Here is a 23,237-nt window from a genome sequence, read left to right on the forward strand (position 1 = left end):
CGCGGATACAGGGCCTTTCCGTTATGCGCGTGAAGCCGTCAGCCGGCCACGGACGGGTCGATGGCGGGCAGCACGCCGGAGATGAGCAGGATGGCGACCACCACGGCCAGGCCGATGCGGTAGATGGCGAACGCCTTGTAGGAGAACGTGCTCACGAACTTCAGGAAGCCGATGATCACGATGTAGCCGACGAAGAACGCGACGATCGTGGCGGCGATGGTCGGGCCCCAGCCCGGCCAGGCGGCGCCTCCGATCGCGGCGCACGCGTCCGCGGCCTTCGTGGCGTCGCAGGCGGTCACGTCCTTCACCGCGGAGACGGCCTCCAGGATGCCCGCACCGAACACGGCGGGGATGGCCATGAGGAAGCTGACGCGCACGGCGGCCTCGCGCGTGTATCCCATGGCGCGGCCGAACGTGATGGTGCCGCCGGAACGGGAGACGCCCGGGATGAGCGCCAGCATCTGGCCGACGCCGAAGAGCAGGGCGTCCTTCACGGTCATCTGGTTCATCGTCTTGACCTGCTTGGAGCGGCTGTCGAAGATCCACAGCAGCACGCCGAACACGGCGAGCACGGTGACGGTGATCCACAGGTTGCGCAGCGTCGTCTCGATCATGTTCTTGAACAGCAGGCCCGCGATGAGGATCGGCATCGTGCCGATGATGATGAACCAGCCCATCTGCGTGTCCGGGTTCTTCGCGCCCAGACGCGACTTCCAATCCTTGCCGTCATGGCCGAACAGGGAGCCGAACCATGCGCCGAGGATGCGGATGATGTCGCGACGGTAGTACAGGATCACGGCGAGCTCCGTGCCCAGCTGGATGATGGCGGTGAACGCGGCGCCCGGGTCGGAGCCGATCATCAGGTCGCCGATGATGCGGATATGCGCGCTGGAGGACACCGGCAGGTATTCGGTCAGCGCCTGGACGAGACCGAGGAAAATCGCCTGGAAGAAATTCATAAACCCCTCTAACCTCTGGAATTCGGGTATTCGCATATTGCGGTATTCGACATTTGCGATGACCACTGTACTCATAGGGGGCTAAGACCGCGCTCATGCGCGGCGCTTCGCGGACGGCGCCTTGCGCAATACGCGCAATGAGGCCACAATTGGGCGAAGACGCGGGCCGTGAAAAGGCCCGTCGACGAAGGAGCGAATTCATGGATACGTACCGCAAGAGCAGGGGATACGCGCCGAAGGGGTTCTTCGAGTGCGAGGGCAGGGGGCTCGAATGGCTCGGCGAGGCCATGCCGCAGGGCGGCCCCCGCGTCGTGCAGGTAATCGGCTGGGGCGACGACCACCTCGACATCGAGAAGGTGCATTCCGCGATGCCCACCGTCAAGGCGGCGCATGACTTCGGCGCGGCGCTCGCCCGCATGCACGACGCGGGCGCCCCGCATTTCGGTTCCGCGCCGGCCGGATACGACGGCACCTGCTATTTCGGCCCGCTGCAGGATCCGGTGCCGATGGCGACCGGCGAATGGGACGACCCGGTCTCCTATTACGCGGAAGGCCGACTCCGCCCGATGGTGGAGCTTGGCATCCGCCGCGGGGAACTCGACGAATCGGACCTGGCGCTCACCGAACAGGTGATCGACGCGATGCCCGACCTGCTCGGCCGCGCCGCCTCCGACAAGCCGGCGCGCGTGCACGGAGACCTGTGGAGCGGCAACGTGATGTGGACCGCGGACCGCGGCTACAGCGAGGCGGTGCTCATCGACCCGGCGGCGCACGGAGGCCACCGCGAGGAGGATCTCGCCATGCTGGGATTGTTCGGGATGACCTATCTGCGTGACATCCTCGACGGCTATCAGAGCGTCCACCCGCTCAAGGCCGGCTGGCAGGAGCGCATGACCCTGTGGCGGCTGTACCCGATCGCAGGCCACTGCGTGTTCTTCGGCGGCGGCTATGTGGGCGAGTACCGTTCCATGTGCCGTTCCCTGCTGGGATGACGCTGCGGCGGCCCGTCACAGCCCTTTGAGGAAGTCCTCCGCCTCCCTGACGAGGCGTTCGGCCTGGGTGGGGTCGGCGGAGGCCGCTTTCCGCGCCGCCTCCGCGCGATCCCATTCGCGTTCGAGATGATGCACGTAGTCGGCCAGCTGGTCGCTGCATCTGAGCAGCATCGACGCCTTGGCCTTCCATGCGTCCGCCAGCGACGGCAGGTCGCCCTCGTCGAAATCGAAGCCGATTTCCTCGCCGAGACGGCGCAGCAGTGCCAGCGTGGCGGGCGCGCAGTCGTCGTTGCCGGTGTATTGGGGAATCGACACCCACATCGACGTGGTGTCGAACGACTGTTCGCGCGCCATGTCGTCCAATACGGTGGGGATGCCGACGGGGCCGCTGTACCCGTCTTCTCCGTCGTTCGCGCCGCAGTCGCAGCTGCGGCCACATTCGTCGAGATCGTGCGAGACGTCGATCGGCAGCGGGCGGGTGTGCGGGCAGTCGGCGTACATCGATCCGAGCGTGACGATGCGGTCGACGTCGAACTCGTCGGCGATGTGCAGACTCTGCCGGCAGTATTCACGCCAACGGTAGTTCGGTTCCGGCGCGAGCTGCGCGTAGATGCGCAGATCCGGCGCGAGCGCGATCTCGTAGAACGTGGTCTGCGGCCAGATGATGCGGGGGCGTCCGGTGACGCGGCACAGCATCGGCCGCGACACCTGATAGTCGTAATAGCCGTCGCAGCTGATGTGCCGTATCTCCCGAGCCTCGTAGCGCCCCAGCAGATGCCGGATCACGTTGGTCGCCGACTGGCAGGCGTCGTTCCATCCCTCGAAGGCGGCGAGCATGACGCTCCGCCGCGGGTCCCGTTCCTCGCTCATGCCTTCCACAATAACGGCGGAACGCATGCCGGGCGGGCATGATCCGGCGGTGTTCGCCGTAGGCGTGCCGATGCGCCGGGCCGATGCCCCGTCGTCCGCGGCGGCGACCGCATCCGCCGGTGCGACACGCCGTGTTTGCAATTCGCTCGCGGATGGATATAGTAGTGACTCGTGCTTCGGCGGGGAGCAATCCCCACGACCAGTGCGGACATAGCTTAGTTGGTAAAGCGCAACCTTGCCAAGGTTGAGACCGCGGGTTCGAGTCCCGTTGTCCGCTCTAAGGTCCGATGAGTTGACGACCTTACGGTGGGTTAGCCAAGCGGTTAGGCAGCGGCCTGCAAAGCCGTATAGACGAGTTCGACTCTCGTACCCACCTCTCAGCGAACCGAAGCGATTCGGTCGGCTGTTGGTGCAGGCCCGGGCGGTTGGCGCAGAGGTAGCGCACTTCCCTGACACGGAAGGGGTCACAAGTTCGAATCTTGTATCGCCCACCATGCCGAAGCGATTCGGCCTGATAACTGAATACCGAAGCAATTCGGGCGATTGGCGCAGCGGCTAGCGCACTTCGTTCACACCGAAGGGGTCGTAGGTTCGATTCCTACATCGCCCACCGGATTCCACTTCTCACGGCGGAATCCTTTCGCGGACATAGCTTAGTTGGTAAAGCGCAACCTTGCCAAGGTTGAGACCGCGGGTTCGAGTCCCGTTGTCCGCTCCACTCCGAACCCCCGCCATCGTGCGGGGGTTTCTTCGTTTCCGACGTGGTCTCCCGACCCGACGGCTTCTCCGGAATCGGCCGATGGTCCCGCACGACCCGGTCCGCGGGCGATTGTGAAGATTCGTGAGAGTGCCGTCCACATTCCCCGCACGGTTGGACTCGCACGGGCCCGTCGTCCATCGTGGAATGCATGGGCGTCGGGCGACCGCCGGGCGCCGACCCACGACGACGGGAGGATCCGACATGGACGGGCGGCGGCATGACGATACGATCGCACGGAACGCACGGCGGCGCGGCCGATGGAAGTCACGTCGCCGACGCGCGGCGGCGGAACGCGAACGCCGCCGCATGGAACGACTACGGCAGGAGTCGCTGCGCATCGTGGCGTCCCTCGCCGTCGCCGTTATCATGTTCCTGCCCGCCGTCCTCGCGATGCGGCATGGGGAAGCCCCGCCGCAACCGTCGCAACGGCGGGCCGTGGCCGGCTCCGATTCCGTCGCATGGTGCGCGGGCGGCATGCGACGGACGACGTTCGCCTCGGCCGTGGGCGTCATGGACACGCGGCCGAGACCGTTGGCGTGGACCGCGGCGACGGCGGAGGAGGAGTCCGGCGTATGCGGGCGCGCGCTGTCCTGGCCGCTGCGTCGCGTCGACAGACGGCGGACATTCGACGGGCCGGCGCAGCCGTGGCTGGCCGGGCACCGGGGCATCGACCTCGCCGCGGCGGAACACGATGAACTGCTCGCCCCCGCGGACGGCGTCGTCACGTTCACGGGAAGCGTCGCCGGCAAACAGGTGGTGAGCATACGCCACCACGATCTGACGCTCACCTTCGAGCCGGCCGTCACCGCATTGGGCGTCGGAGCACGGGTCACGCGCGACGAGCCGTTCGGCGAAGTGGGCGCGCACTCCGACCACTGCGACGGGGCATGCCTGCACTGGGGCGTCAGACGCGGCGACGACTACCTCGATCCCGAGGCACTGGCCGAGCCCCGGCGCATCGCGCTCAAACCGGTGGTGCGCGAGGGGTCGGGTGAAGCCCACGCACGGTAGAATCGGTGACGACACATCCTAGGAGGTCGTGCAGAACGATGATCACGGAATACCTGAGGCCGCTGGAACAGCCGATTGACACGGACAGGAACCTGTTCTCGATACTGGAGGAGCGTGCCGCGCGCACGCCGGAGCAATCCCTCATCGAATACAAGGAGCCGGACACGGGGGAGTGGCGGTCCTTCACCGCCGTCGAATTCCGCGACAAGGTCGTCGCGCTCGCCAAAGGCCTCATCGCGCGCGGCGTCATGCCCGGCGACGCCGTGTCCGTGATCTCGAAGACCCGCTGGGAGTGGACGGCGCTCGACATGGCCATCATGTCGATCGGCGCGCTCACCGTGCCCGTCTACGAGACGAACTCTCCGGCGCAGGTGAGCATGATCTTCAACGACTCGCACGTGCGCATGGCGTTCGCCGAGAACGACATGCAGCGCGACAAGGTCGAATCAGTGCGCGCGCAGTGCCCGGACCTCGGCGACGTGTACGTCATCGACTTCGGTGCGCTCGACACGCTCGAGGAGTACGGCAGGGGCGTCACCGACGCGGAGTTCCGCGAACGCGAACGGTCCGTGCATGGCGACGACCTCGCCACCATCGTCTACACGTCCGGCTCCACGGGTACGCCGAAGGGCGTCGAACTGAGCCACGGCAACTTCATCTTCATCACCTATTCCGGCATCCGGTCGATGCCGGCCATCGCCATGCCCGAATACGCGCGGCTCTGGCTGTTCCTGCCGCTCGCGCACGTGTTCGCCCGGTACATGCAGTTCTTCTGCTTCGCCGGCAACGTGACGCTCGGCCTGTCCGGGAACCTGAAGACGATCCTCGCCGACTTCGCCGCGTTCAAGCCGACGTTCATCCTCGCCGTGCCCCGCATCTTCGAGAAGATCTACAACGCGGCCTCACAGAAGGCCGGTGCCGGATTCAAGGGACGCGTCTTCGCGGGCGCGACCGCCACCGCCCGCGCATGGTCGAAGGCGCAGCAGTCCGGCGAGCCGATCCCGTTCCTGCTGAACCTGAAGCACGCCGTCTACGCAAGGCTCGTCTACAAGTCGATCCTCGGCGTATTCGGCGGGCATGTCGAATACGCGGTCTCGGGCGGCGCCCCGCTCGACAAGTCCATCGCGCACTTCTTCAACGGCATCGGCCTGCCGCTGCTCGAAGGCTACGGCATGACCGAAACGTGCGCGCCCGCCACCGTGAATCCGACCGCCGGATACCGGATCGGCACGATCGGCCTGCCCATGCAGGGCACGGCCGTCGGCATCGCCGACGACGGCGAGCTGTGCATCAAAAGCCCCGCCGTGTGCGTCGGCTACCACAACCATCCCGAGATCACGCGCGAGCAGATCCGCGACGGGTGGCTGCACACCGGCGACCTCGGCTCGCTCAGCGACGACGGCTTCGTCACCGTGACCGGCCGCAAGAAGGACCTCATCATCACCGCCGGCGGCAAGAACGTCTCGCCGGGCGAACTGGAGGCGTCGGTGATGACCTCGCCGGTCGTCAACCAGTGCGTCGTCGTCGGCGACCGCAAGCCGTTCGTCGCCGCGATCGTCGCGCTCGATCTGGCGGAGACGAACACGTGGCTCGAAGCCCAGGGTGCGAAGCCGTGCGCCGATCTGGCCGAAGCCGCGCGCAATCCGATCGTGTACGCCGAGGTGGAACGGGCCGTCAATCAGGCGGACGAACTCGTCTCCCGCGCCGAATCCATCCGCAAGTTCGAGATCGTCCCCGACGACTTCACCGAGGAGAACGGGCTCGTCACCGCGTCGATGAAGGCGCGCCGCGAGGCCATCACCAAGCGCTACCGCGACCTGATCGACAACGTGATCTACGCGGGCAAGAAGTGACGTCCGCGTGACATCAGCGGCGGAAGACGACCGCCGCATATGGAAGGGCCCGTGCCGAATCCCGATCGGAGATTCGGCACGGGCCCTTCCATCGTCCCGTCACGTGGACGGAGATACGCGCCTCACTGGCGCGGGGCCGTCTTCTTCGTGTACATCTGCGTGGCGAGCAGCGTCGCATACCGCTTGATGACCTTCGGGCGGATGACCTTCATCGACGCGGTCATCAGGCCGTTCTCCTGCGTGAACTCCTCGGGCAGGATGATGAACTTGCGGACCGACTCGGCGCGGGAGACGCCCTCGTTGGCCTGATCGACCCACTTCTGCACCTCGGCGCGCACGGCGGCGTTCTCCGCGGCCTCCTCCATCGTCATATGCTCGTCGAGGCCCTTCGCGGCCAGCCACGGGCGCAGCGACTCCTCGTCCAGCGTGATGAGCGCGGAGATGAACGGACGCTTGTCGCCGAGCACCAGCGCCTGCGAGACGATCTCGCAACGCTGGATGACCTCCTCGATCGGACCGGGCGCCACGTTCTTGCCACCGGCGGTGATGATGAGATCCTTCTTGCGGCCCGTGATGTACAGGAAGCCGTCATTGTCGATGCGGCCCAGATCGCCGGTCGCGTACCAGCCGTCCTCGGTGAAGGAGGTCTCGGTGGCCTCCTCGTTCTTGTGGTAGCGGGGGAACACGGCGCGGCCCTTGACCTGGATCTCACCGTCCTCGGCGATGCGCAGCGAGAAGCCGGGGAACGCGATGCCGACCGAACCGGCGTGGAACGGGACGCCCAGCACGTTGAACGCGCACGGGGCGGTCGTTTCGGTCAGGCCGTAGCCCTCGTACACGGGCACGCCGGCGCCGCGGAAGAACGCCATCAGCTCCGGGTCGAGCGGGGCTCCGCCGGCGACGATCCACTTGGCGCGGCCGCCCAGCACCTCGCGCAGCGACTTGTAGACCACCGGGTCGAACGCGGCGCGCTTGGTGCGTGTCAGAGCGCCCGCATGGCCCTTCTCGGAGATCTCCTTCATGTAGTCCTGCGCGGCGACGACCGCGGAGGCGAACACCATGCCCTTCGCGCCGTGGCCCGCCTTCTGCGATGCGGCGTTGTACACCTTCTCCAGCACGCGGGGCACGACGATCATGATGGACGGCTTGGCGACCTGCAGGTCGGAGATTAGCGTCTTGATGCCGGTCGCGATGTAGATGTGGATGTTCGAGGCGACGACGATGTAGTTGATGGCGCGCGCGAACGAATGTGCCTGCGGCAGGAACAGCAGAATCGTGTTCTTCTTGTCGTGCAGCAGATCCGGCATGTAGTCGGGCAGGTTCAGAGCCGTCTGGCAGTAGTGCTCATGCGTCATCTCCACGCCCTTGGGCGCGGCGGTGGAACCGGACGTGTAGACGATCGAGCACAGGTCGGTCTTCTGCACCGAGTCGATGCGCTCGTCCAGCTCCTCGTCGGACACGGACTTGCCGTACGCCTTGATCTCGTCCAGGCCGCCGGTCTCGATGCACACGATGTGCTCAAGCGACGGGCACTCCTCGACGGCGCCGTCGGCCTTGTCGCGCATGGCGGTGTCCTGCACGATGAGCAGGCGGGCGTCGGAGTTGTTGACGATGTTGCGGATCTGCTCGGCGGAATCCGTGTCGTAGATGGTGGCCAGCACGCCGCCGCAGGCCATGACGGCCGCGTCGGTCAGATCCCACTCATAGGAGGTGCGGCACATGAACGCCACGCCGTCGCCCTTCCTCAGCCCGTAGTGCAGCAGGCCCTTGGCGATCTCGCGAACCTCGGCGAGGAACTCGTTCGCGGTCTTCGTGACCCACTCGCCGTCCTCCTTGTACGTGTACAGCGGCTCGTCGCCCATGCGCGCGGCGCGGTCGGCGTAGATGTCGTAGATCGACATGCCCATGTCCAGCGGGGGATTGCCCTGCGTGGTAGTGGTCAGCAGACCCGACTCCGAATCGATCTCCGTGACCGTCGGACGGTCCGGCCCCCACACGTCGGTGTGGGGCAGCTCGATGGACTCCTCGCGGGCGATGTCCTCGCCGGCGTAGTCGGGTTCGTTGCCGGCGTCGTCGCCGACCGGATGCACGAAGTCGGTGCCGAGACGCAACGCCTTGCGCGTGATGTTCGTGGTTTGCTGCTTCAACGTGGAAAAAACGGACACGTGGTGCTCCTTGACCCAATTCCTGTCTGGTCCTGTCTCAAAACAGCCAGTTTAGCGCCCCGGACGCGACACGTCACCTTACGGTAGCGTAGGGAACGCGGGGCGTGCGCGCGTTCGTGGACGTTCCTCCGTGCGTGCCGCACGATTTCGGCTACACTGGGGCGACGTATGACCCGATACGGCCAATGTCAGAAAGGGCTCTCATGGCTGAAATCAAGGAAGCCACGGTGGCTTTCGGTGTGCTGGACGAGACGTCGGATACGGAATCCCGCGTCGCGTTGACCCCGGACATCGTCACCAGGCTCGGGCGGAGCGGAATCTCCTGCCTGATCGAACGCGGCGCCGGCGCCGCGGCGCACTACACGGACGAGGACTATGCGAAGGCGGGCGCCACGGTCGCCGCACGCGACGAGGTGATCGCCAAGGCCGATGCGCTCGGCTTCGTCGACCGTCCGTCCGCCGGGACCGTCGCCAAACTCAGGGCCGGCCAGTGGGTGATCGGCATGCTCGGCTCGTTCACCGATGCCGACTACGTCGCCTCGCTCGATGCGGCCGGTCTCGTGGGCGTCGCCATCGAGCGCCTGCCGCGCCAGCTGTCCAGCGCGCAGTCGATGGACGAGATGACCTCGCAGAACTCGGTGATGGGCTACAAGGCCGCCATCCTCGCCGCCGACGCCTACGGCTCGTTCCTGCCGATGATGACCACCGCCGCCGGCACGATCCGCCCGGCGAAGGCGCTCGTGCTCGGCGCCGGCATCGCCGGACTCCAGGCCATCGGCACGCTGCGCCGGCTCGGCGCCGTCGTCACCGCGTACGACGTGCGCCCCGCCTCCAAAGGCGAGGTCGAATCGCTCGGCGCGAAGTTCCTCGACCTCGGACTCGACTTCTCCAAGGGACAGGGCGAAGGCGGCTACGCGCGCGCCCTGACGCCCGAGGAGCAGAAGGAGCAGCAGGCCGCCGTCGACGCGAAGGCCGCCGGCTTCGACATCGTCATCACCACCGCGAAGGTCCCGGGCCGCAGGCCCCCGGTGCTGCTCACCAAGGCCGGCGTCGACGGCCTGAAGCGCGGTGCCGTTATCGTCGATTGCGCGGCGTCCGAACTCGGCGGCAACGTCGAGGGCTCCGCCATCGGCACGCGGACCACCGAAGGCGGCGTCACCATCATTGGCGCGCCGTACCTCGCCTCCGGCGTCGCCACCACCGCGTCCGACCTGCTCGCACGCAACGTGGCCGATGTGCTCGCCCACTTCGTGCGTGACGGCAAACTGTCGCAGGACCCCCTCCGAGGAGCTGGACGCCGCGCTCGTCGTCGCCGGCCGCGTCGAGGCCGCCGGGTCCGCGTCCGCAGAGAAGTAGAAGAAGGGAAGGAAACGCAAATGCCCACGCTCGTCGTCTCCATCACACTGTTCGTGCTGGCGCTGCTCATCGGCATCGAGGTGATCGGCAAGGTGCCCGCCACCCTGCACACCCCGCTCATGTCCGGCGCGAACTCCATCCACGGCATCGTCATCGTCGGCGTCGTCATCGTCGCCGCCGAGGCGAACTCGCCGCTCGCCTACGTGTTCATCTTCCTGGCCGCCGTGCTCGGCACGATGAACGTGGTCGGCGGCTACGTCGTCACCGACCGCATGCTCGAGATGTTCAAATCCAACAAGAAGAAGGGGGAGGATAAGTAAATGGCCTCCGCAACCGTCGGAACCATCGACATCGTCGCCTGGTTCGTCTACCTGTTCTCCGCCGTCATGTTCGTCGTCGGCCTGCACTTCATGAACTCGCCGAAGACCGCCCGCAAGGGCAACCAGATTTCCGCGTTCGGCATGGTCGTCGCCGTGCTCATGGCGTTCATCGTGCTGTTCGCCAAGGGCTTCGTCAACACGGTCGCCGTCGTCGTGCTCGTCGTCGGCATCCTGATCGGCGCGGTCGCCGGCGTCGTCTCCGCCAAGAAGGTCAAGATGACCGACATGCCGCAGCTCGTCTCCGTGTTCAACACGGTCGGCGGCGGCGCGGCCGCGCTCGTCGCGTTGAACGACATCCTCACCAAGGAGGGCGTGCCGGATCTCGTCGTGCTCATCACCGCCGGCCTCGGCATCCTCATCGGCTCCGTCACGTTCACCGGATCGCTCATCGCCGCCGGCAAGCTGCAGGGCGTCAAGTGGGTGAAGAAGCTCACCCTGCCCGGCAAGGGCGTGTGGAACATCGTGTTCATCGTCCTCACGGTCGCCAGCTTCGTCATGCTGTGCGTCCAGCCCGGACAGCGCCTCCTGTGGTCGATTCTCACGACGCTGTTCGCCCTCGGCTACGGCCTCGTGTTCGTCATCCCGATCGGCGGTGCCGACATGCCCGTCGTCATCTCCGTGCTCAACGCCTGCACCGGCACCGCCGTCGCCATGTCCGGCCTCGCCATCGATAACGTCGCCCTCATCGTGGCCGGCGCGCTCGTCGGTTCGGCCGGCGTGACCCTGTCCATCCTCATGGCGCAGGCCATGAACCGTCCGCTGCTGTCCGTCCTCGCCGGCGGCTTCGGCGGCTCCGACACTGCCGCCGCCGGCGACGGCCCGGAGGGCACGATGAAGGAGACCTCGCCGGACGACCTCGCCGTCCAGCTCGTCTACGCTGACAAGGTCATCTTCGTGCCCGGCTTCGGCCTCGCCCAGGCGCAGGCCCAGCGCGAACTCGCCGACCTTGGCGAGCTGCTCAAGAACCACGGCGTCGAGGTCTCCTACGCGATCCACCCGGTCGCCGGCCGCATGCCCGGCCACATGAACGTGCTGCTCGCCGAAGCCAACGTGCCCTACGAGGAGCTCGTCGACCTGGAGGAGATCAACCCGCAGTTCCCGTCCGCCAACGTCGCCCTCGTCGTCGGCGCCAACGATGTCACCAACCCGGCCGCCCGCCGCCCGGGCACCCCGGTCTCCGGCATGCCGATCCTCGACGTCGACAAGGCGCAGAACGTGGTCGTCATGAAGCGCGGCCGCGGCACCGGCTACGCCGGCATCCAGAACGAGCTCTACTTCGAGGACAACACGCAGATGCTGTTCGGCGACGCGAAGAAGAGCCTGCAAGCCGTCATCGCCGCCGTCAAGGAATTGCTGGCGTAACGGAGCGTCCTCGTCGGCGCGCCGGCTTCAACCGCATGGGAGCCCCTCCTCTGAGGGGCTCCCATCGTTTCCGGGTCGTTTTCCGGAGGCGATGCCGGCCGCGGGGCGAACCGTCACAGTCCGAACACGCGCGTGACGAACGCGCCGACGCGGCTCCAATAGAGCTCCGGATCCGTGCTCGCGGCGAGGGCATGGCCGGCGCCCGGCACCAGCAGACGTTCGCGGTCCGGTCCCGCGCATGCGGCGATGTTGCGGTCGAGGAACGCGGGGTCGACGAACGTGTCGGCGTCGCCGTGGATGAACATCATCGGAATGATCGTATGGCGCAGCGAACGCACGCAGGATGCCTCGCGGAAGCCGTACCCGGCGACCCGGCGCGAAATCGCGGACATGAGGTCGACGATCGGCGCACCCATCCAGTGATAGGGCAGATGGTACATGTGCTTCGCGTTGAACAGGAACTGGTCGCGCACCGACGTGTATCCGCAGTCCTCGATCGCGGCGACGACGTTGCGGGGCAGCTCCGGTTCGCCGGTCGTCATCATCACCGTGGCGGCGCCCATCGAGACGCCGTGCAGCAGGACGCGGGCCTCGGGGTCGCTCGCGGTGATGAGGGTGGTCCAACCCAGAAGATCGCGGCGCTCCAGCCATCCCATGCCGACGTAGCGTCCCTCGCTCAGTTCGTAGCCGCGCTGCGCCGGGACGAGCACGGTGAATCCCATGCGGGCGAAGCGGTGCGCGTACTTCGCCATATCGGCGGGGCCTCCACCATAGCCGTGCACGCACACCGCGTACAGGTGCGGTGCGGGGGAGGCGCAATCCGGGTCGAACAGCCAACCGCACAGTTTCAGACCATCTTCGGAACGCATCGAGACCGGCTGCTTCACCGTGTCGAACCAGTGCGCGGCCTCGGTCTCCTCGTCGGCGTCGCGATGAGGGGAGTCGAGATACGGCGCGGCCGCCGGACCGGACATCAGACGCTTCATCCAGTGCGTGTACCGCACGTCCAATGACAGGTGGAACATCAGTTCGGCCGTGCCGCACAGTCCGGCGGCGAGAAGACCGGCCCCCGCACCGGCGCCGATCAGCATGTTCCTTGTGGTTCGCTTCATCGCAACTCGATTCCCTGTGAAGAACTTCCATTCACGATTGTAGCCGTGATTGTCCGCCACCTTCGTATACTTGATTGCTGTTGCTTTGGCGAGGGAAGAACGGTCCCACAAGGGATTGCCTCTTCCGTTATCGACTCGGCGTGAATCATCCCTTCTTGGGACGTTCTGCGGCGCGTCGTGGCGTCAAAAGACAGAACGACAAGTGACACATACGTCCATACAACCCAAGGAGACCATACTATGGCTACCAAGATCGTCCTCAACGGCGAAGTCCGCAACGAGTTCGGCAAGGGCGTCGCCCGCCGCCTGCGCGTCGCCAAGCGCATCCCCGCCACCATCTACGCCGGTGGCGCCGAGCCGAAGTTCCTCACCCTGCCGATGAAGGAGACCACCCTCTCCCTGCGCCACACCAACGCCCTGTTCGAGCTGAACTTCGGCGACGAGAAGGCCATGGCCGTCGTCAAGGACGTGCAGCGCAACCCCGTCAAGCGCATCGTCGAGCACATCGACTTCTACGAGGTCAAGGCCGGCGAGAAGATCGACGTCGAGGTGCCGGTGTTCGTCGAGGGCACGCCGAAGGGCGCCGCCGTCGCGTTCGTCGACATCCAGGAGCTCAAGGTCCGCGCCGATGTCGCCAACCTGCCGGAGCGCATCGTCGTGAACGTCGAGGGCCTGACCGACGGCACCAAGGTGTTCGCCAAGGACGTCGTCCTGCCCGAGGGCGTCGAGCTTGACGTCGAGAACGCCGAGGAGTCCGTCGTGACCGTCGAGGTGCCGGAGGACGCCACCGAGTCCACCGCCGCCCCGGAGGCCGCTGCCGCCGCTCCGGCCGCCGACGCCGCTGCCGCCCCGGCCGCCGACGCCAAGTGATCGCCGCCGGCGTGAGGCCGGCGTGACGATCTGATTTTCCCCGGAAGACCCGCGACATGTCTCGCGGGTCTTCCCATTTGCTTTTCATAATGTGAACCGGCGCACATCCGCCGTTGCGGGATGTGCGAAAGTAACTGACAGCACCGGGCGCCACAAGCGCACGGCAACCCCTTCGAAAGACCGTCATCGTACGGCCGATTGCAACAAAAGAAGTGAACATGACTGAGAACACGCATCACGATCCGGCGGCGCTCGACAAGCTGGTCGAGCCGTTCACCGTACTGCCGAACGAGAATCCGGCCTCCGACGCCAAGCGCGCCGAGCTCATCGACAAGCCGGCCTTCGGCCAGGTCTTCTCCGACAACATGACCCACATGACGTGGACCAAGGGCGAGGGTTGGGGCGACCGCCGTGTCGAGCCGTACGCGCCGCTCAAGATGGATCCGGGCGCATCCGTGCTGCACTACGCGCAGGAATGCTTCGAAGGCCTCAAGGCGTACCGTCACTCCGACGGCTCCACCTGGCTGTTCCGCCCGGACGCGAACGCCGAGCGTTTCCAGAACTCCGCGAAGCGCCTCTACCTGCCCGAGCTGCCGGTCGACGACTTCATCGGCTCCGTCGCCGCGCTGGTGCGCCGCGACGCCGCCTGGGTTCCGTCCCGTCGTGAGTACACGCTGTACATGCGTCCGTTCATGTTCGCTTCCGAGCCGTTCCTCGGCGTGCGTGCCCCGCACGAGGTCGACTACTGCGTGATCGCCTCCCCGTCCGGCCCGTACTTCCCGGGCGGCGTCAAGCCGGTGAGCATCTGGGTGGAAGACAAGTGGTTCCGCACCGGCCCCGGCGGCACCGGTTTCGCCAAGTGCGGCGGCAACTACGCCGCCTCCCTGCTCGGCGAGTACACGGGCATCGAGAACGGCTGCGAGCAGGTCTGCTTCGTCGACGCCGCCACCAAGACCTACCTCGAGGAGCTCGGCGGCATGAACATGATGGTCGTCCACAAGGACGGCCACGTGGAGACCCCGTCCCTGACCGGCAACATCCTGCCGGGCGTGACCCGCCGCTCCCTCATCCAGCTGCTGCAGGACCGCGGCATCGACGTGGTCGAGACGATGATCGCCCTCGAACAGCTGCTCGAGGACATCAAGTCCGGCGAGGTCACCGAGGTGTTCGCCTGCGGCACCGCCGCCATCATCACGCCGATCGGACGCTTCAAGTCCCCGAAGTTCGACGTGACCGTCGCCGAAGGCGGCGTCGGCGAGCTCACCCAGTCGCTGCGCGACGAACTGCTCGGCATCCAGCTCGGCGAGATCGAGGATCCGCACAACTGGATGTGGAAGGTCTGCTGATACCATTCGAACGTTCGTTTGATTGGAGGCCCTTCATCCTTACGCAAGTAAGGATGAAGGGCCTTGCTTTTTGAGGTCTCGAGTTCGGACAAAAGTCTATTTGCCTACAGTTGCCTACAAACTGGCTCCTCCGATTGTGGTGTAAGGGCCGTGCGGTTTCATTCGGTGTGTGATCGGAAAAGTGAAGGAAACCGCGCGGCTTGGTAACGAGTCCAGCGCGTTCGACGGCCGGGTCCTGCTTGGCTTGGACAGGCTGCGTCTGAATCCCGTCTCGCAAAGGCACGTGGCGTCGGGCTCGCGGGCGGGGTGTGGCTGATCGGCTGCGAGCCGGTGGGCGGGACCGCCCGGTATTGCCGGGAATGCGGGGCCATGGGCCGGGTTCGTTCCTCATGGCGGCGCCGGCTCACGCACACTCCCGTCGGCCAGCACGCCGTGCACCTGCTGGTGCGGGTCAGACGTCAGGCTGAAGTGGGCCTTGGCGATGAGACGGAACGTGGTCCGCCGTGTCTTGGCGTCCATATGGTCGATGGCGAGCCGGAGCTTGTCGGGGAAATCATTACGAATGGTGGAATCGTCCCATGCGCAGGTCTTGCGGCTTAATGCGGGCAGGATCGTGGCGGGCGAGTCCCCGTACGCGCGGGGCAGTCTGGTGCAGGTGCGTCCGTCCCGGGTGCGGATGGTCACGTCGAACGCGCAGACCGACATCGAGGGGCCAGCCACGCTACGAGGGGCCGGCGAGATAGTAGTTGCCGTCGATCCGCACGCGCCCGTCGTTGTCGGCCTTGCGCTCCTCCCATCTGACCGCGTCGTAGGGTTTGGGGGACAGGGGCTGCATGCATGCCTTTTCCTCGGCGAACAGGTCCCGGATGGGCGCGCCCTTGCAGTAATGGGTTTTCTTGGCCATCGCGTCGCACCGCTCCGGCATGTACCGGGCAATTGGGCGTGCGATTCCGCGTTGAGCAGGGGCACCATGACGTTGCGGCGCAGGAACCCGACCACGTTCTCCACGCTGCCCTTCTCGTTGACGGGGTTCGGATTGCAGAACCGCGTCTCCAACCGTTAGTGTTCCACGAACAATTCGAATACCTTGACGACGCTGACTCGGTCCCACGCGACACGATGACCGGCGCCCGTGGCGTTATTGAGCACCGGGCTATCCGTCATGGAATTGGTGCCGCTAGTGACGTGAGCCTTGTGGGCATATGAGCGGTTGACTTGTCCCGCGATGACGTGACGCATGGCATAGCGGCGGGGATACTCGGGACATCCTTGGGTACCTGTCGGACTGGGATACACCCCGCGTCGCGATTGATGGAATTGAACCCACCGTAACCACGGTGGGGTAAAAGACAGCGGCCGCAAATCGTAAGACTTGCGGCCGCTCGGTTACTCAAGGGAGATACTACCATGACAACACGTCTTTTACGAGCGTGTGGCGTGGTGAGATGGTGCGGCGTCTGCCGTAGATCCCATGTGGTGACGGTGGCCGTCTACAGTGACGGAACACTGGTCATCCATGTGACCATCTGACCATGCCGGGGATACCGGCGCGGAACATTCCGCGCCGGCGTCTCCCTTGGGTAGAATGAACCCCACCTGACATAAGCGAGGTGGGAACATGGGATTGAGAGAACTACGCCTGAAGCGTGGATTGACGCAACAGCAGTTAGCCGACAGGCTCGGCGTGACGCGGCAACGCATCGCGGCCATTGAGACGGGACAGCGCCCTATCGGCGGCGTGTCGCTTGATAACGCGCTTGCGATTTGTGACGCGTTGCGTGTGTCTAATCCGCGCAAACTCTTGGATGACGCGCCGTCGCCGCAAGGTGATTAACGATCGTCCAGGTGGCGTGTGCTTTCAATGGGCGCGGCCATGCGCCCTGTATCGTGGCTACCCTCACTCACTGTCTTTATGGCGGGGGTAAGGGACTACAGCGTGTTCCAAGATAGACGGGATACGCTGGATACCATCGAGTTTTAGGAGGTGGTTGTTATGGCGACTATCACTATGGAGCGGCGGGCACGGCGTTTTGCGGCGGCGCGTCTTCGCCGGGTGGCGAGATTGTCCGAGGCGGCTAGTCTTGGTTCGGAACTGCCTACGGGTATCCGCGTGTATCGGTCGAAAGCTGATTTCATGGCGTCGATTCGTTCGGTTGCGGATAAGGTGGATGCGGAAAAGGCGGCGGCGTGTGTTTGAGTTCGCCGGCACCGACTGGTTTTATGCGGACTTGGAGCGGTTGCGACGTTACCGCGCGTACTTGTTTGATTCCGTTGTTGACCTGATCGACAATCATCTTGCGGAATACGGTGGGGTTCCGGCTGAATGTGAGCCTCACCGTTTGACGCATGGCAATGGTTGCCTTACCGGGTACATGGAATGTCACGTGGAAGACGACGTGCTGCTGGTCTATCGCGTGGTTGGCTTGCGTGTTCTGCTTGTTCGTATCTGCACTCATTGGGAGCTGTATACATGTCGGTTTGATTCCGATGCATGGCCCGATTCCGAGCGTGAGGCGGCGGAAAAAGCCGCGCACGATATGACGGACGGTAAGATAGAAGCCGCCTTGTTCGACTGACTGTCTTCCGTCGGCGTGCCGTGGCCTAATCACGACACGCCGATTTGCTTACCCCAAAATGATACGTTATGCTATCAATCATCAAGTTCAATCGAACACGATGAATCGCACAACCGGAACGCCGACGGTGTTTCAGTACGTGCGAGTGATACATTAACGTGTCATAATGGTGTAGCCGAACAACAAGCGAGGTGAACCATTGGGACTCAAGGAACTGCGAAAACGCGCCGGCCTGACACAAGTCAAGCTAGCGCGCGAAACCGGGATAGCGCGGACAATCATCAGCAGTTATGAAACCGGGCGTCGTGACGCCCGAAACATGACGCTGGAGAACGCCCTGAAACTATCCCGTGCGCTCAGGTGTCACCCGTCCGACTTGATGGACGGGTACCCCGACTAAAAGAAATGCGGCCGCAAGATTAGGCCGCGTGCCACTGTGTGCCAGCAAACAGTGTTCAGCTACTGAGACGTGTCTGTTTTTGCGAGGTGAGTCATATGAAGCTGAAGGATATTCGAGTCGCGCAAGGACTGACACAATCCGAGTTAGCGAAATTAGCAGACGTTCCGCGTTCATCTATCGCCAATGTCGAAAGCGGCAAACGGCGAGCCGACGGACTAAGCGGCGCAATACTGCTGAAACTAGCGGACGCGCTTGACTGTGATATGCGCGATTTGATAGACGATTAGCTTCTCTTGTACGAGATAAACCGAACGGCCGCAAGTCTTACGATTTGCGGCCGTTCCACACACAAGGAGAACTATATCATGGATATGCGTGAATTGCACGCGGCCACGGGATTCTCCGTGGCGTGCGCTTGCGGTGTTACCCACAACATCGACGTGTTCATGGACGGGGGCACCTGTCCGTGATGGTTGACGGGGTGGTGGAACACCACATAGGCGAATGACATGTTAACGGCCGGGGCTTCAGGCTTCGGCCTCTCCTTGACGGTTGGGCGCGGCCATGCGCCCTATATCGTGGCCGCCCTTATTCACCGTCTTCATGGCGGGGGCAAGGGGCTCATAGCGTGTCTTAACCCTATTGGGATACGCTAGCAATGGTCCGTCAAACGGTGGAAGGAGCTGCAATGGATAGTGTACTTGTGCGAAGTCGCCGGGCGCGTAATGTCATGTTGAAGCGTTCCCGTCCGTCTGTGTCGTCCGCTCGGACGGCGGTCGCGTCCGAGCGTGTCCGAATCGTCGGATATGACGAGGATGGGCCGGTTTTGGACATCCCGGATAGCTTCGTCTGTCATCCGAAGCGTTCCGAGTCCGGGGCGCTCGTTCTGCCGAAGAGGTGGGCGGATTGAAGAAGCGGACCGCTGAACTTCCAGAACGTATTCGACGTTATGACGTCGTGAGGATCGACGTTGAATATGAGGGTTTGGACGGCCATAAGAAAAGGCCCGTCGCCATTATGATTGTTGGCGACGGGCCTAGTTATGTGGGCGTCAAGATTACTTCTAAGGCGAAGTATGAGAAGGACGACGTGTGGCTTGTCGAGCCTTCGGCCGCGAACCTGACGGACGGTGTGGCTAGATGTGCCCAGCTGGTGAGTTTCGACCATCGTGACATAGTCGGCTATTACGGGCATTTGGATAACGCGGATATCAATCTGATTGTCGGCGAGTTGTCCAAGCTGGATGAATCCGACTTCATTCATCTGCGTGTCCACTGAACACGCCTGACCGTGTGCCAACAAACGGTATTCGGCTATTGCAGCGTTCGCTATTCCAGCATGTCTCACGTAGGAATGGGAAAGTCTCATCCCTGAGTTTCCAAGCATGCCGACTAAACTTTCGACAAGTGGGTGCTTTGCGGCGTGCTGGACTCGATGCGAATTGGGTTGAACATGTCGAGCCGGGTACACAGCCGGTCGATATTCCGCCGCTTGAGCATAAGCGAAAGGATTGATTTATGGTTGCTGTCGTCACTGACGCGGTTCCTATGACCGGTCATCGTGTCGCTGTCAGGTTCCGGGACGGGTTTTCCGGCGTGGTGGATATGTCGAAATACCTGAAATATCCGGCGTATGAGGTGTTGAACGATCCTCGTGTGTTCGCTACCGCGAAAGCGGGGGACGGCACTATCGTGTGGTGCGATGGCGGTATCGACGTCGCGCCCGAGGCGGTGCGAGACGAGGCCGTCGCCTTCTGATTGTTCCTCTGTCGGCGTGCCGTGGCCTAATCGCGATACGCCGAATTGCTTACCTGAAAATGATGCGTGATGCTATCGGTCGTCAAGTTCATTCGAACACGATAGCCCATTGAACCGGGGCGCCGCTAGTGTATTGATGTGCGTGGAGGATGGTCGCAATCTTCTGGAACCATCTGTTCCGGGGGATTTCGTATGAGAGGGGAAGACCATGCAGGTGGCGCTGGAAAGCAACGCGTTCTTCATGGGTGTGGAGTATCTCGCGGTGTTCTGCTGCGGTCTGGTCGGCGGGCTGGCGGCCGTGCGCAAGCAGTACGACCTGTTCGCCATTCTCGTGATCGCGTGGCTCACCGCGTTGGGAGGCGGCATCCTGCGTGACGTGCTGCTCGAAGTACCGCCCGTCGGCATCACCGATCGGTGGTCGGTGGTCGCCGCGCTCGTCTCCGGCATCGCCATCGCGATCGTCCATCCCGAGATCAACAAACTCAAATGGTCGATGATCACGCTCGACGCGCTCGCGCTCGGCCTGTTCGCGGTCAACGGCACGGCGAAGGCCATGTACCTCGGCGCGTCCGGCATGACCGCCGGGTTCCTCGGCATGGCGACCGCGCTGGGCGGCGGTCTCACCCGCGACATCCTCCTCAACGACGTGCCGATGATCATCCGCGACAAGCACTGGTACGCGGTGCCCTCCGCCATCGGATGCGTGTGCACCGTGTTCGTGTGCAAGGGGCGCATGGCGGGTCTGCTGGATGCGGAGCAGGAAATCGGGCTCGACGTGCTCATCATCGTGCTTATCGTCGGGATGCGTCTCGCCTCCGTGATCTACAACATCAAGTTTCCGGGTGCCGTGGAACGCCACAATGTGTATCTTCCGGGGGAGAGGCACTATCTCAGACGCCCGGACATCACCCCGAAATCCGGTGCCGCGGACCGTGAGCCGCACGCGCGGTGGGATGAGGACGATGACGCCTGACGAAGGCGCGTCGCGTTATCCGCACGGCATGCTATCATCTACGTCTCGTATGTCCTTATAGCAAACGTCGTTTGGAGTTACATTGGCAAACATCAAGTCGCAGAAGAAGCGCGTCATCACCAACGAGAAGGCGCACAAGCGCAACGTGGCCGTCAAGTCTTCGCTGAAGACCGCCGTCCGCGCCACCCGCGAGGCCATCGCCGCCGGTGACAAGGCCGCCGCCCAGGCCGCCTACCAGGTCGCCGCCCGCAAGCTCGACAAGGCCGCCAGCGCCGGCGTGATCCACAAGAACCAGGCCGCCAACCGCAAGTCCGGCCTCGCCGTCGCGATCAACGCCCTGTGAGACTGGTTCCGCTCCGTTGAGCGGATGGTCGAGGAACCCCGCAAGCCCACCGGTTTGCGGGGTCTCTTATTTCGCGTACACTAATGAAGGTTTGACTACAGTCGATTAGGAGGCATGCTCAGTGGCCACCCAGCACAACCAGCCCGGTTCCACCGACCAGTCGTTGATCCGCAACTTCTGCATCATCGCGCACATCGATCACGGCAAGTCCACCGTGGCGGACCGCATCCTGCAGCTGAGCGGCATCGTGCCGGAACGCGAGATGCGCGACCGCTTCCTTGACCGCATGGACATCGAGCAGGAGCGCGGCATCACCATCAAGTCGCAGGCCGTGCGCGTGCCGTGGACGTTCGACGGCACCGAATACACGCTGGGCATGATCGACACCCCCGGCCACGTGGACTTCACCTACGAGGTGTCGCGCGCGCTGGCCGCATGCGAGGGCGCGGTGCTGCTCGTCGACGCGACGCAGGGCATCGAGGCGCAGACGCTGTCGAATCTGTACATGGCCATCGACCATAATCTCACCATCATCCCGGTGCTCAACAAAATCGATCTGCCGAGCGCCGAACCAGACAAGCACGCCGAGGAGATCGCCGGCCTGATCGGCTGCGATCCGAGCGATGTGCTGCGCGTGTCCGGCAAGACCGGCGAGGGCGTCGCCGACCTGCTTGACCAGATCGTCATGGAGGTGCCGGCTCCGGAAGGCGACCCCGAGGCGCCGGCCCGCGCCCTGATCTTCGACTCCGTGTATGACTCCTACCGCGGCATCGTCACCTACATCCGCATGGAGGACGGTGAACTGCACGACCGCGAGAAGGTGCACATGATGGGCATCGGCATGACGCACGATCCGATCGAGATCGGCGTGATCAGCCCGGACATGACCCGCACCAAGGCGCTCGGCGCCGGCGAGGTCGGCTACATCATCACCGGCGCGAAGGACGTGAGCCAGTCGAAGGTCGGCGACACCCTGACCTCCGCCGTGCGCCCCGCCACCGAGCCGCTGCCCGGCTACCGCGACCCGAAGCCGATGGTCTACTCCGGCCTGTTCCCGATCGACAACGCCCAGTTCCCCGAACTGCGCGAGGCGCTCGACAAGCTCAAGCTCAACGACGCCGCCCTCGTCTACACGCCGGAGACGTCCGTCGCCCTGGGCTTCGGATTCCGCTGCGGATTCCTCGGTCTGCTGCACATGGAGATCGTCTCCGAGCGACTCAGCCGCGAGTTCGGGCTCGACCTCATCCAGACCGCGCCGAACGTCACCTACGAGGTGACCAGCGAGGACGGCAGCGAGCATCACGTCACCAATCCGAGCGAGTTCCCGGACGGCAAGATCAAGAAGATCGTCGAGCCGATGGTCGCGGCGGACATCATCACGCCGAAGGAGTTCATCGGCGCGGTCATGGACCTGTGCCAGGACCATCGCGGCCAGATGGGCACGATGGAGTACATCTCCACCGACCGCGTGGAGATGCACTACCGCATCCCGCTGGCGGAGATCGTGTTCGACTTCTTCGACCAGCTGAAGTCCCGCACCAAGGGCTACGCCTCGCTCGACTACCATGAGGACGGCGAGCAGTCGGCCGACCTCGTCAAGGTGGACATCCTCATCCAGGGCGAGAAGGTGGACGCGTTCAGCGCCATCGTGCACCGCGACAAGGCGTACAGCTACGGCGTGATGATGACGAAGAAGCTGCGCGAACTCATCCCGCGCCAACAGTTCGAGATCCCGATCCAGGCGGCGATCGGTTCGCGCATCATCGCGCGCGAGAACATCCGCGCGCTCAGGAAGGACGTGCTCGCCAAGTGCTACGGCGGCGACATCACGCGTAAGCGCAAGCTCCTTGAGAAGCAGAAGGCCGGCAAGAAGCGCATGAAGATGCTCGGCCACGTCGAGGTGCCGCAGGAGGCGTTCATCGCCGCCCTGTCCACCGGCGAGGATGCGAACGACCGCGACACCAAGGACAAGATCCGCGCCGCCCAGAAGACCGAAGGCTGAGCCGTTAAGTGGACAGCCCAGTGGGCTGTCCGTAGGCTCGGCCTGAGCGAGACGATAGTCGAGTGAAGGCAGCATTGAGTCCGAGCGCAGAGAGGTCCGTAATTGCAGGGCCGGGGCGGCGAGGATTGAGTTTGAGGAGAATTCTGCAGA

23 protein-coding genes, 5 tRNA genes and 1 pseudogene are annotated in these 23,237 nt (G+C 64.3%); 23 read left to right on the top strand and 6 right to left on the bottom strand.

All coding sequences use genetic code 11. From position 1 onward, the window contains the following. Positions 1 to 38: 38 nt before the first annotated feature. A complete protein-coding gene (locus BSTEL_RS01165; RefSeq protein WP_034526122.1) occupies positions 39 to 959 on the bottom strand; it encodes an undecaprenyl-diphosphate phosphatase in 921 nt (306 codons plus the stop codon). Between the two features lie 200 nt (positions 960 to 1,159). Between BSTEL_RS01165 and BSTEL_RS01170 the strand changes: the two genes are divergently transcribed. Continuing rightward, a complete protein-coding gene (locus BSTEL_RS01170) occupies positions 1,160 to 1,951 on the top strand; it encodes a fructosamine kinase family protein (RefSeq protein WP_034526127.1) in 792 nt (263 codons plus the stop codon). A gap of 15 nt (positions 1,952 to 1,966) precedes the next feature. Here BSTEL_RS01170 and BSTEL_RS01175 read toward each other — a convergent pair whose 3' ends face one another. Then, positions 1,967 to 2,821, bottom strand: coding sequence for a PAC2 family protein (locus BSTEL_RS01175; protein WP_034526132.1), 855 nt, complete (start codon positions 2,819 to 2,821; stop codon positions 1,967 to 1,969). Between the two features lie 204 nt (positions 2,822 to 3,025). On the opposite strand from BSTEL_RS01175, the gene BSTEL_RS01180 reads away from it, so the two are divergent. The 7 genes from BSTEL_RS01180 to BSTEL_RS01210 all read left to right on the top strand — a co-directional run bounded on the left by BSTEL_RS01180 (position 3,026) and on the right by BSTEL_RS01210 (position 6,445). After that, positions 3,026 to 3,098: transfer RNA gene (locus BSTEL_RS01180), tRNA-Gly, on the top strand. A 28-nt stretch (positions 3,099 to 3,126) separates the two neighbouring features. Further along, positions 3,127 to 3,197, top strand: a tRNA-Cys gene (locus BSTEL_RS01185). 43 nt (positions 3,198 to 3,240) lie between these two features. Next, positions 3,241 to 3,315 (top strand) — tRNA-Val (locus tag BSTEL_RS01190). A gap of 43 nt (positions 3,316 to 3,358) precedes the next feature. Continuing rightward, positions 3,359 to 3,431: transfer RNA gene (locus BSTEL_RS01195), tRNA-Val, on the top strand. 32 nt (positions 3,432 to 3,463) lie between these two features. Continuing rightward, positions 3,464 to 3,539, top strand: a tRNA-Gly gene (locus tag BSTEL_RS01200). A 348-nt stretch (positions 3,540 to 3,887) separates the two neighbouring features. Beyond that, a complete protein-coding gene (locus tag BSTEL_RS11615) occupies positions 3,888 to 4,592 on the top strand; it encodes a M23 family metallopeptidase (RefSeq protein ID WP_238567593.1) in 705 nt (234 codons plus the stop codon). A gap of 38 nt (positions 4,593 to 4,630) precedes the next feature. Beyond that, positions 4,631 to 6,445, top strand: a complete 1,815-nt coding sequence (locus tag BSTEL_RS01210) for an AMP-dependent synthetase/ligase (RefSeq protein ID WP_034526136.1) — start codon at positions 4,631 to 4,633, stop codon at positions 6,443 to 6,445. Positions 6,446 to 6,567: 122 nt separating this feature from the next. On the opposite strand, the gene BSTEL_RS01215 is transcribed toward BSTEL_RS01210, so the two are convergent. Further along, positions 6,568 to 8,610 (bottom strand): AMP-dependent synthetase/ligase, encoded by a 2,043-nt coding sequence (locus tag BSTEL_RS01215; RefSeq protein WP_034526138.1) that lies wholly within the window; start codon positions 8,608 to 8,610, stop codon positions 6,568 to 6,570. Positions 8,611 to 8,813: 203 nt separating this feature from the next. On the opposite strand from BSTEL_RS01215, the pseudogene BSTEL_RS01220 reads away from it, so the two are divergent. From BSTEL_RS01220 to BSTEL_RS01230, 3 genes and pseudogenes are all read left to right on the top strand, one after another. Next, positions 8,814 to 9,966 (top strand): annotated as a pseudogene (locus tag BSTEL_RS01220) (NAD(P) transhydrogenase subunit alpha). A 20-nt stretch (positions 9,967 to 9,986) separates the two neighbouring features. Next, complete coding sequence (locus tag BSTEL_RS01225) at positions 9,987 to 10,286, top strand: NAD(P) transhydrogenase subunit alpha part 2 (protein WP_034526141.1); 300 nt, start codon at positions 9,987 to 9,989, stop codon at positions 10,284 to 10,286. Then, the gene (locus BSTEL_RS01230; protein WP_034526144.1) at positions 10,287 to 11,708 is read left to right on the top strand and encodes an NAD(P)(+) transhydrogenase (Re/Si-specific) subunit beta; all 1,422 of its coding nucleotides are present in this window, start codon (positions 10,287 to 10,289) and stop codon (positions 11,706 to 11,708) included. 113 nt (positions 11,709 to 11,821) lie between these two features. On the opposite strand, the gene BSTEL_RS01235 is transcribed toward BSTEL_RS01230, so the two are convergent. After that, positions 11,822 to 12,820, bottom strand: coding sequence for an alpha/beta hydrolase (locus tag BSTEL_RS01235; protein WP_034526147.1), 999 nt, complete (start codon positions 12,818 to 12,820; stop codon positions 11,822 to 11,824). Positions 12,821 to 13,060: 240 nt separating this feature from the next. Between BSTEL_RS01235 and BSTEL_RS01240 the strand changes: the two genes are divergently transcribed. Together BSTEL_RS01240 and BSTEL_RS01245 are read left to right on the top strand one after the other, a co-directional pair. Next, positions 13,061 to 13,690 carry a 50S ribosomal protein L25/general stress protein Ctc gene (locus BSTEL_RS01240; protein WP_034526150.1) on the top strand — a complete coding sequence of 210 codons (630 nt, stop codon included), beginning with the start codon at positions 13,061 to 13,063 and terminating at the stop codon, positions 13,688 to 13,690. Positions 13,691 to 13,908: 218 nt separating this feature from the next. After that, a complete protein-coding gene (locus BSTEL_RS01245; RefSeq protein ID WP_034526152.1) occupies positions 13,909 to 15,036 on the top strand; it encodes a branched-chain amino acid aminotransferase in 1,128 nt (375 codons plus the stop codon). A 387-nt stretch (positions 15,037 to 15,423) separates the two neighbouring features. Here BSTEL_RS01245 and BSTEL_RS12640 read toward each other — a convergent pair whose 3' ends face one another. Together BSTEL_RS12640 and BSTEL_RS12645 are read right to left on the bottom strand one after the other, a co-directional pair. Continuing rightward, entirely contained in the window at positions 15,424 to 15,741 is a 318-nt protein-coding gene (locus BSTEL_RS12640; RefSeq protein ID WP_238567595.1) for a hypothetical protein, read from the bottom strand. Positions 15,742 to 15,757: 16 nt separating this feature from the next. After that, complete coding sequence (locus BSTEL_RS12645; RefSeq protein WP_238567594.1) at positions 15,758 to 15,940, bottom strand: hypothetical protein; 183 nt, start codon at positions 15,938 to 15,940, stop codon at positions 15,758 to 15,760. Positions 15,941 to 16,654: 714 nt separating this feature from the next. Here BSTEL_RS12645 and BSTEL_RS11620 point away from each other — a divergent pair. The 10 genes from BSTEL_RS11620 to lepA all read left to right on the top strand — a co-directional run bounded on the left by BSTEL_RS11620 (position 16,655) and on the right by lepA (position 23,087). After that, entirely contained in the window at positions 16,655 to 16,870 is a 216-nt protein-coding gene (locus BSTEL_RS11620) for a helix-turn-helix transcriptional regulator (RefSeq protein WP_034526158.1), read from the top strand. A gap of 159 nt (positions 16,871 to 17,029) precedes the next feature. Further along, complete coding sequence (locus BSTEL_RS12010; RefSeq protein ID WP_156963109.1) at positions 17,030 to 17,233, top strand: hypothetical protein; 204 nt, start codon at positions 17,030 to 17,032, stop codon at positions 17,231 to 17,233. Continuing rightward, positions 17,226 to 17,612, top strand: a complete 387-nt coding sequence (locus BSTEL_RS01265; RefSeq protein WP_034526161.1) for a type II toxin-antitoxin system mRNA interferase toxin, RelE/StbE family — start codon at positions 17,226 to 17,228, stop codon at positions 17,610 to 17,612. Before BSTEL_RS12010 ends, BSTEL_RS01265 begins: the two co-directional genes overlap by 8 nt. Before the next feature lie 199 nt (positions 17,613 to 17,811). After that, positions 17,812 to 18,012, top strand: coding sequence for a helix-turn-helix transcriptional regulator (locus BSTEL_RS12965; RefSeq protein ID WP_034526163.1), 201 nt, complete (start codon positions 17,812 to 17,814; stop codon positions 18,010 to 18,012). Positions 18,013 to 18,107: 95 nt separating this feature from the next. Beyond that, positions 18,108 to 18,299, top strand: coding sequence for a helix-turn-helix transcriptional regulator (locus tag BSTEL_RS11630; RefSeq protein WP_084686024.1), 192 nt, complete (start codon positions 18,108 to 18,110; stop codon positions 18,297 to 18,299). A gap of 619 nt (positions 18,300 to 18,918) precedes the next feature. Next, positions 18,919 to 19,290, top strand: coding sequence for a type II toxin-antitoxin system PemK/MazF family toxin (locus BSTEL_RS01280; RefSeq protein WP_156963110.1), 372 nt, complete (start codon positions 18,919 to 18,921; stop codon positions 19,288 to 19,290). Between the two features lie 239 nt (positions 19,291 to 19,529). Beyond that, positions 19,530 to 19,769, top strand: a complete 240-nt coding sequence (locus BSTEL_RS01285) for a DUF2442 domain-containing protein (protein WP_034526169.1) — start codon at positions 19,530 to 19,532, stop codon at positions 19,767 to 19,769. A 208-nt stretch (positions 19,770 to 19,977) separates the two neighbouring features. Further along, positions 19,978 to 20,742, top strand: a complete 765-nt coding sequence (locus tag BSTEL_RS01290) for a trimeric intracellular cation channel family protein (RefSeq protein WP_051922734.1) — start codon at positions 19,978 to 19,980, stop codon at positions 20,740 to 20,742. Between the two features lie 82 nt (positions 20,743 to 20,824). Further along, positions 20,825 to 21,085 (top strand): 30S ribosomal protein S20, encoded by a 261-nt coding sequence (rpsT, locus tag BSTEL_RS01295; protein WP_034526172.1) that lies wholly within the window; start codon positions 20,825 to 20,827, stop codon positions 21,083 to 21,085. 121 nt (positions 21,086 to 21,206) lie between these two features. Beyond that, positions 21,207 to 23,087, top strand: a complete 1,881-nt coding sequence (gene lepA, locus BSTEL_RS01300; RefSeq protein ID WP_034526173.1) for a translation elongation factor 4 — start codon at positions 21,207 to 21,209, stop codon at positions 23,085 to 23,087. Positions 23,088 to 23,237: the final 150 nt, after the last annotated feature.

Source organism: Bifidobacterium stellenboschense, assembly GCF_000741785.1.
Lineage (GTDB): Bacteria > Actinomycetota > Actinomycetes > Actinomycetales > Bifidobacteriaceae > Bifidobacterium > Bifidobacterium stellenboschense.

What these genes read in the sequence shown, in the direction of transcription:
- BSTEL_RS11620 (WP_034526158.1), top strand. Translation starts at nt 16,655, where the DNA reads ATGGGATTGAGAGAACTACGCCTGAAGCGTGGATTGACGCAACAGCAG.
- BSTEL_RS12645 (WP_238567594.1), bottom strand. Translation starts at nt 15,940, where the DNA reads ATGGCCAAGAAAACCCATTACTGCAAGGGCGCGCCCATCCGGGACCTG.
- BSTEL_RS12640 (WP_238567595.1), bottom strand. Translation starts at nt 15,741, where the DNA reads ATGTCGGTCTGCGCGTTCGACGTGACCATCCGCACCCGGGACGGACGC.
- BSTEL_RS01235 (WP_034526147.1), bottom strand. Translation starts at nt 12,820, where the DNA reads ATGAAGCGAACCACAAGGAACATGCTGATCGGCGCCGGTGCGGGGGCC.
- BSTEL_RS01245 (WP_034526152.1), top strand. Translation starts at nt 13,909, where the DNA reads ATGACTGAGAACACGCATCACGATCCGGCGGCGCTCGACAAGCTGGTC.
- BSTEL_RS01165 (WP_034526122.1), bottom strand. Translation starts at nt 959, where the DNA reads ATGAATTTCTTCCAGGCGATTTTCCTCGGTCTCGTCCAGGCGCTGACC.
- BSTEL_RS01170 (WP_034526127.1), top strand. Translation starts at nt 1,160, where the DNA reads ATGGATACGTACCGCAAGAGCAGGGGATACGCGCCGAAGGGGTTCTTC.
- BSTEL_RS01230 (WP_034526144.1), top strand. Translation starts at nt 10,287, where the DNA reads ATGGCCTCCGCAACCGTCGGAACCATCGACATCGTCGCCTGGTTCGTC.
- BSTEL_RS01210 (WP_034526136.1), top strand. Translation starts at nt 4,631, where the DNA reads ATGATCACGGAATACCTGAGGCCGCTGGAACAGCCGATTGACACGGAC.
- BSTEL_RS11630 (WP_084686024.1), top strand. Translation starts at nt 18,108, where the DNA reads ATGAAGCTGAAGGATATTCGAGTCGCGCAAGGACTGACACAATCCGAG.
- BSTEL_RS01285 (WP_034526169.1), top strand. Translation starts at nt 19,530, where the DNA reads ATGGTTGCTGTCGTCACTGACGCGGTTCCTATGACCGGTCATCGTGTC.
- BSTEL_RS11615 (WP_238567593.1), top strand. Translation starts at nt 3,888, where the DNA reads ATGGAACGACTACGGCAGGAGTCGCTGCGCATCGTGGCGTCCCTCGCC.
- BSTEL_RS01225 (WP_034526141.1), top strand. Translation starts at nt 9,987, where the DNA reads ATGCCCACGCTCGTCGTCTCCATCACACTGTTCGTGCTGGCGCTGCTC.
- BSTEL_RS01175 (WP_034526132.1), bottom strand. Translation starts at nt 2,821, where the DNA reads ATGAGCGAGGAACGGGACCCGCGGCGGAGCGTCATGCTCGCCGCCTTC.
- BSTEL_RS01290 (WP_051922734.1), top strand. Translation starts at nt 19,978, where the DNA reads ATGCAGGTGGCGCTGGAAAGCAACGCGTTCTTCATGGGTGTGGAGTAT.
- BSTEL_RS01240 (WP_034526150.1), top strand. Translation starts at nt 13,061, where the DNA reads ATGGCTACCAAGATCGTCCTCAACGGCGAAGTCCGCAACGAGTTCGGC.
- BSTEL_RS12010 (WP_156963109.1), top strand. Translation starts at nt 17,030, where the DNA reads ATGGCGACTATCACTATGGAGCGGCGGGCACGGCGTTTTGCGGCGGCG.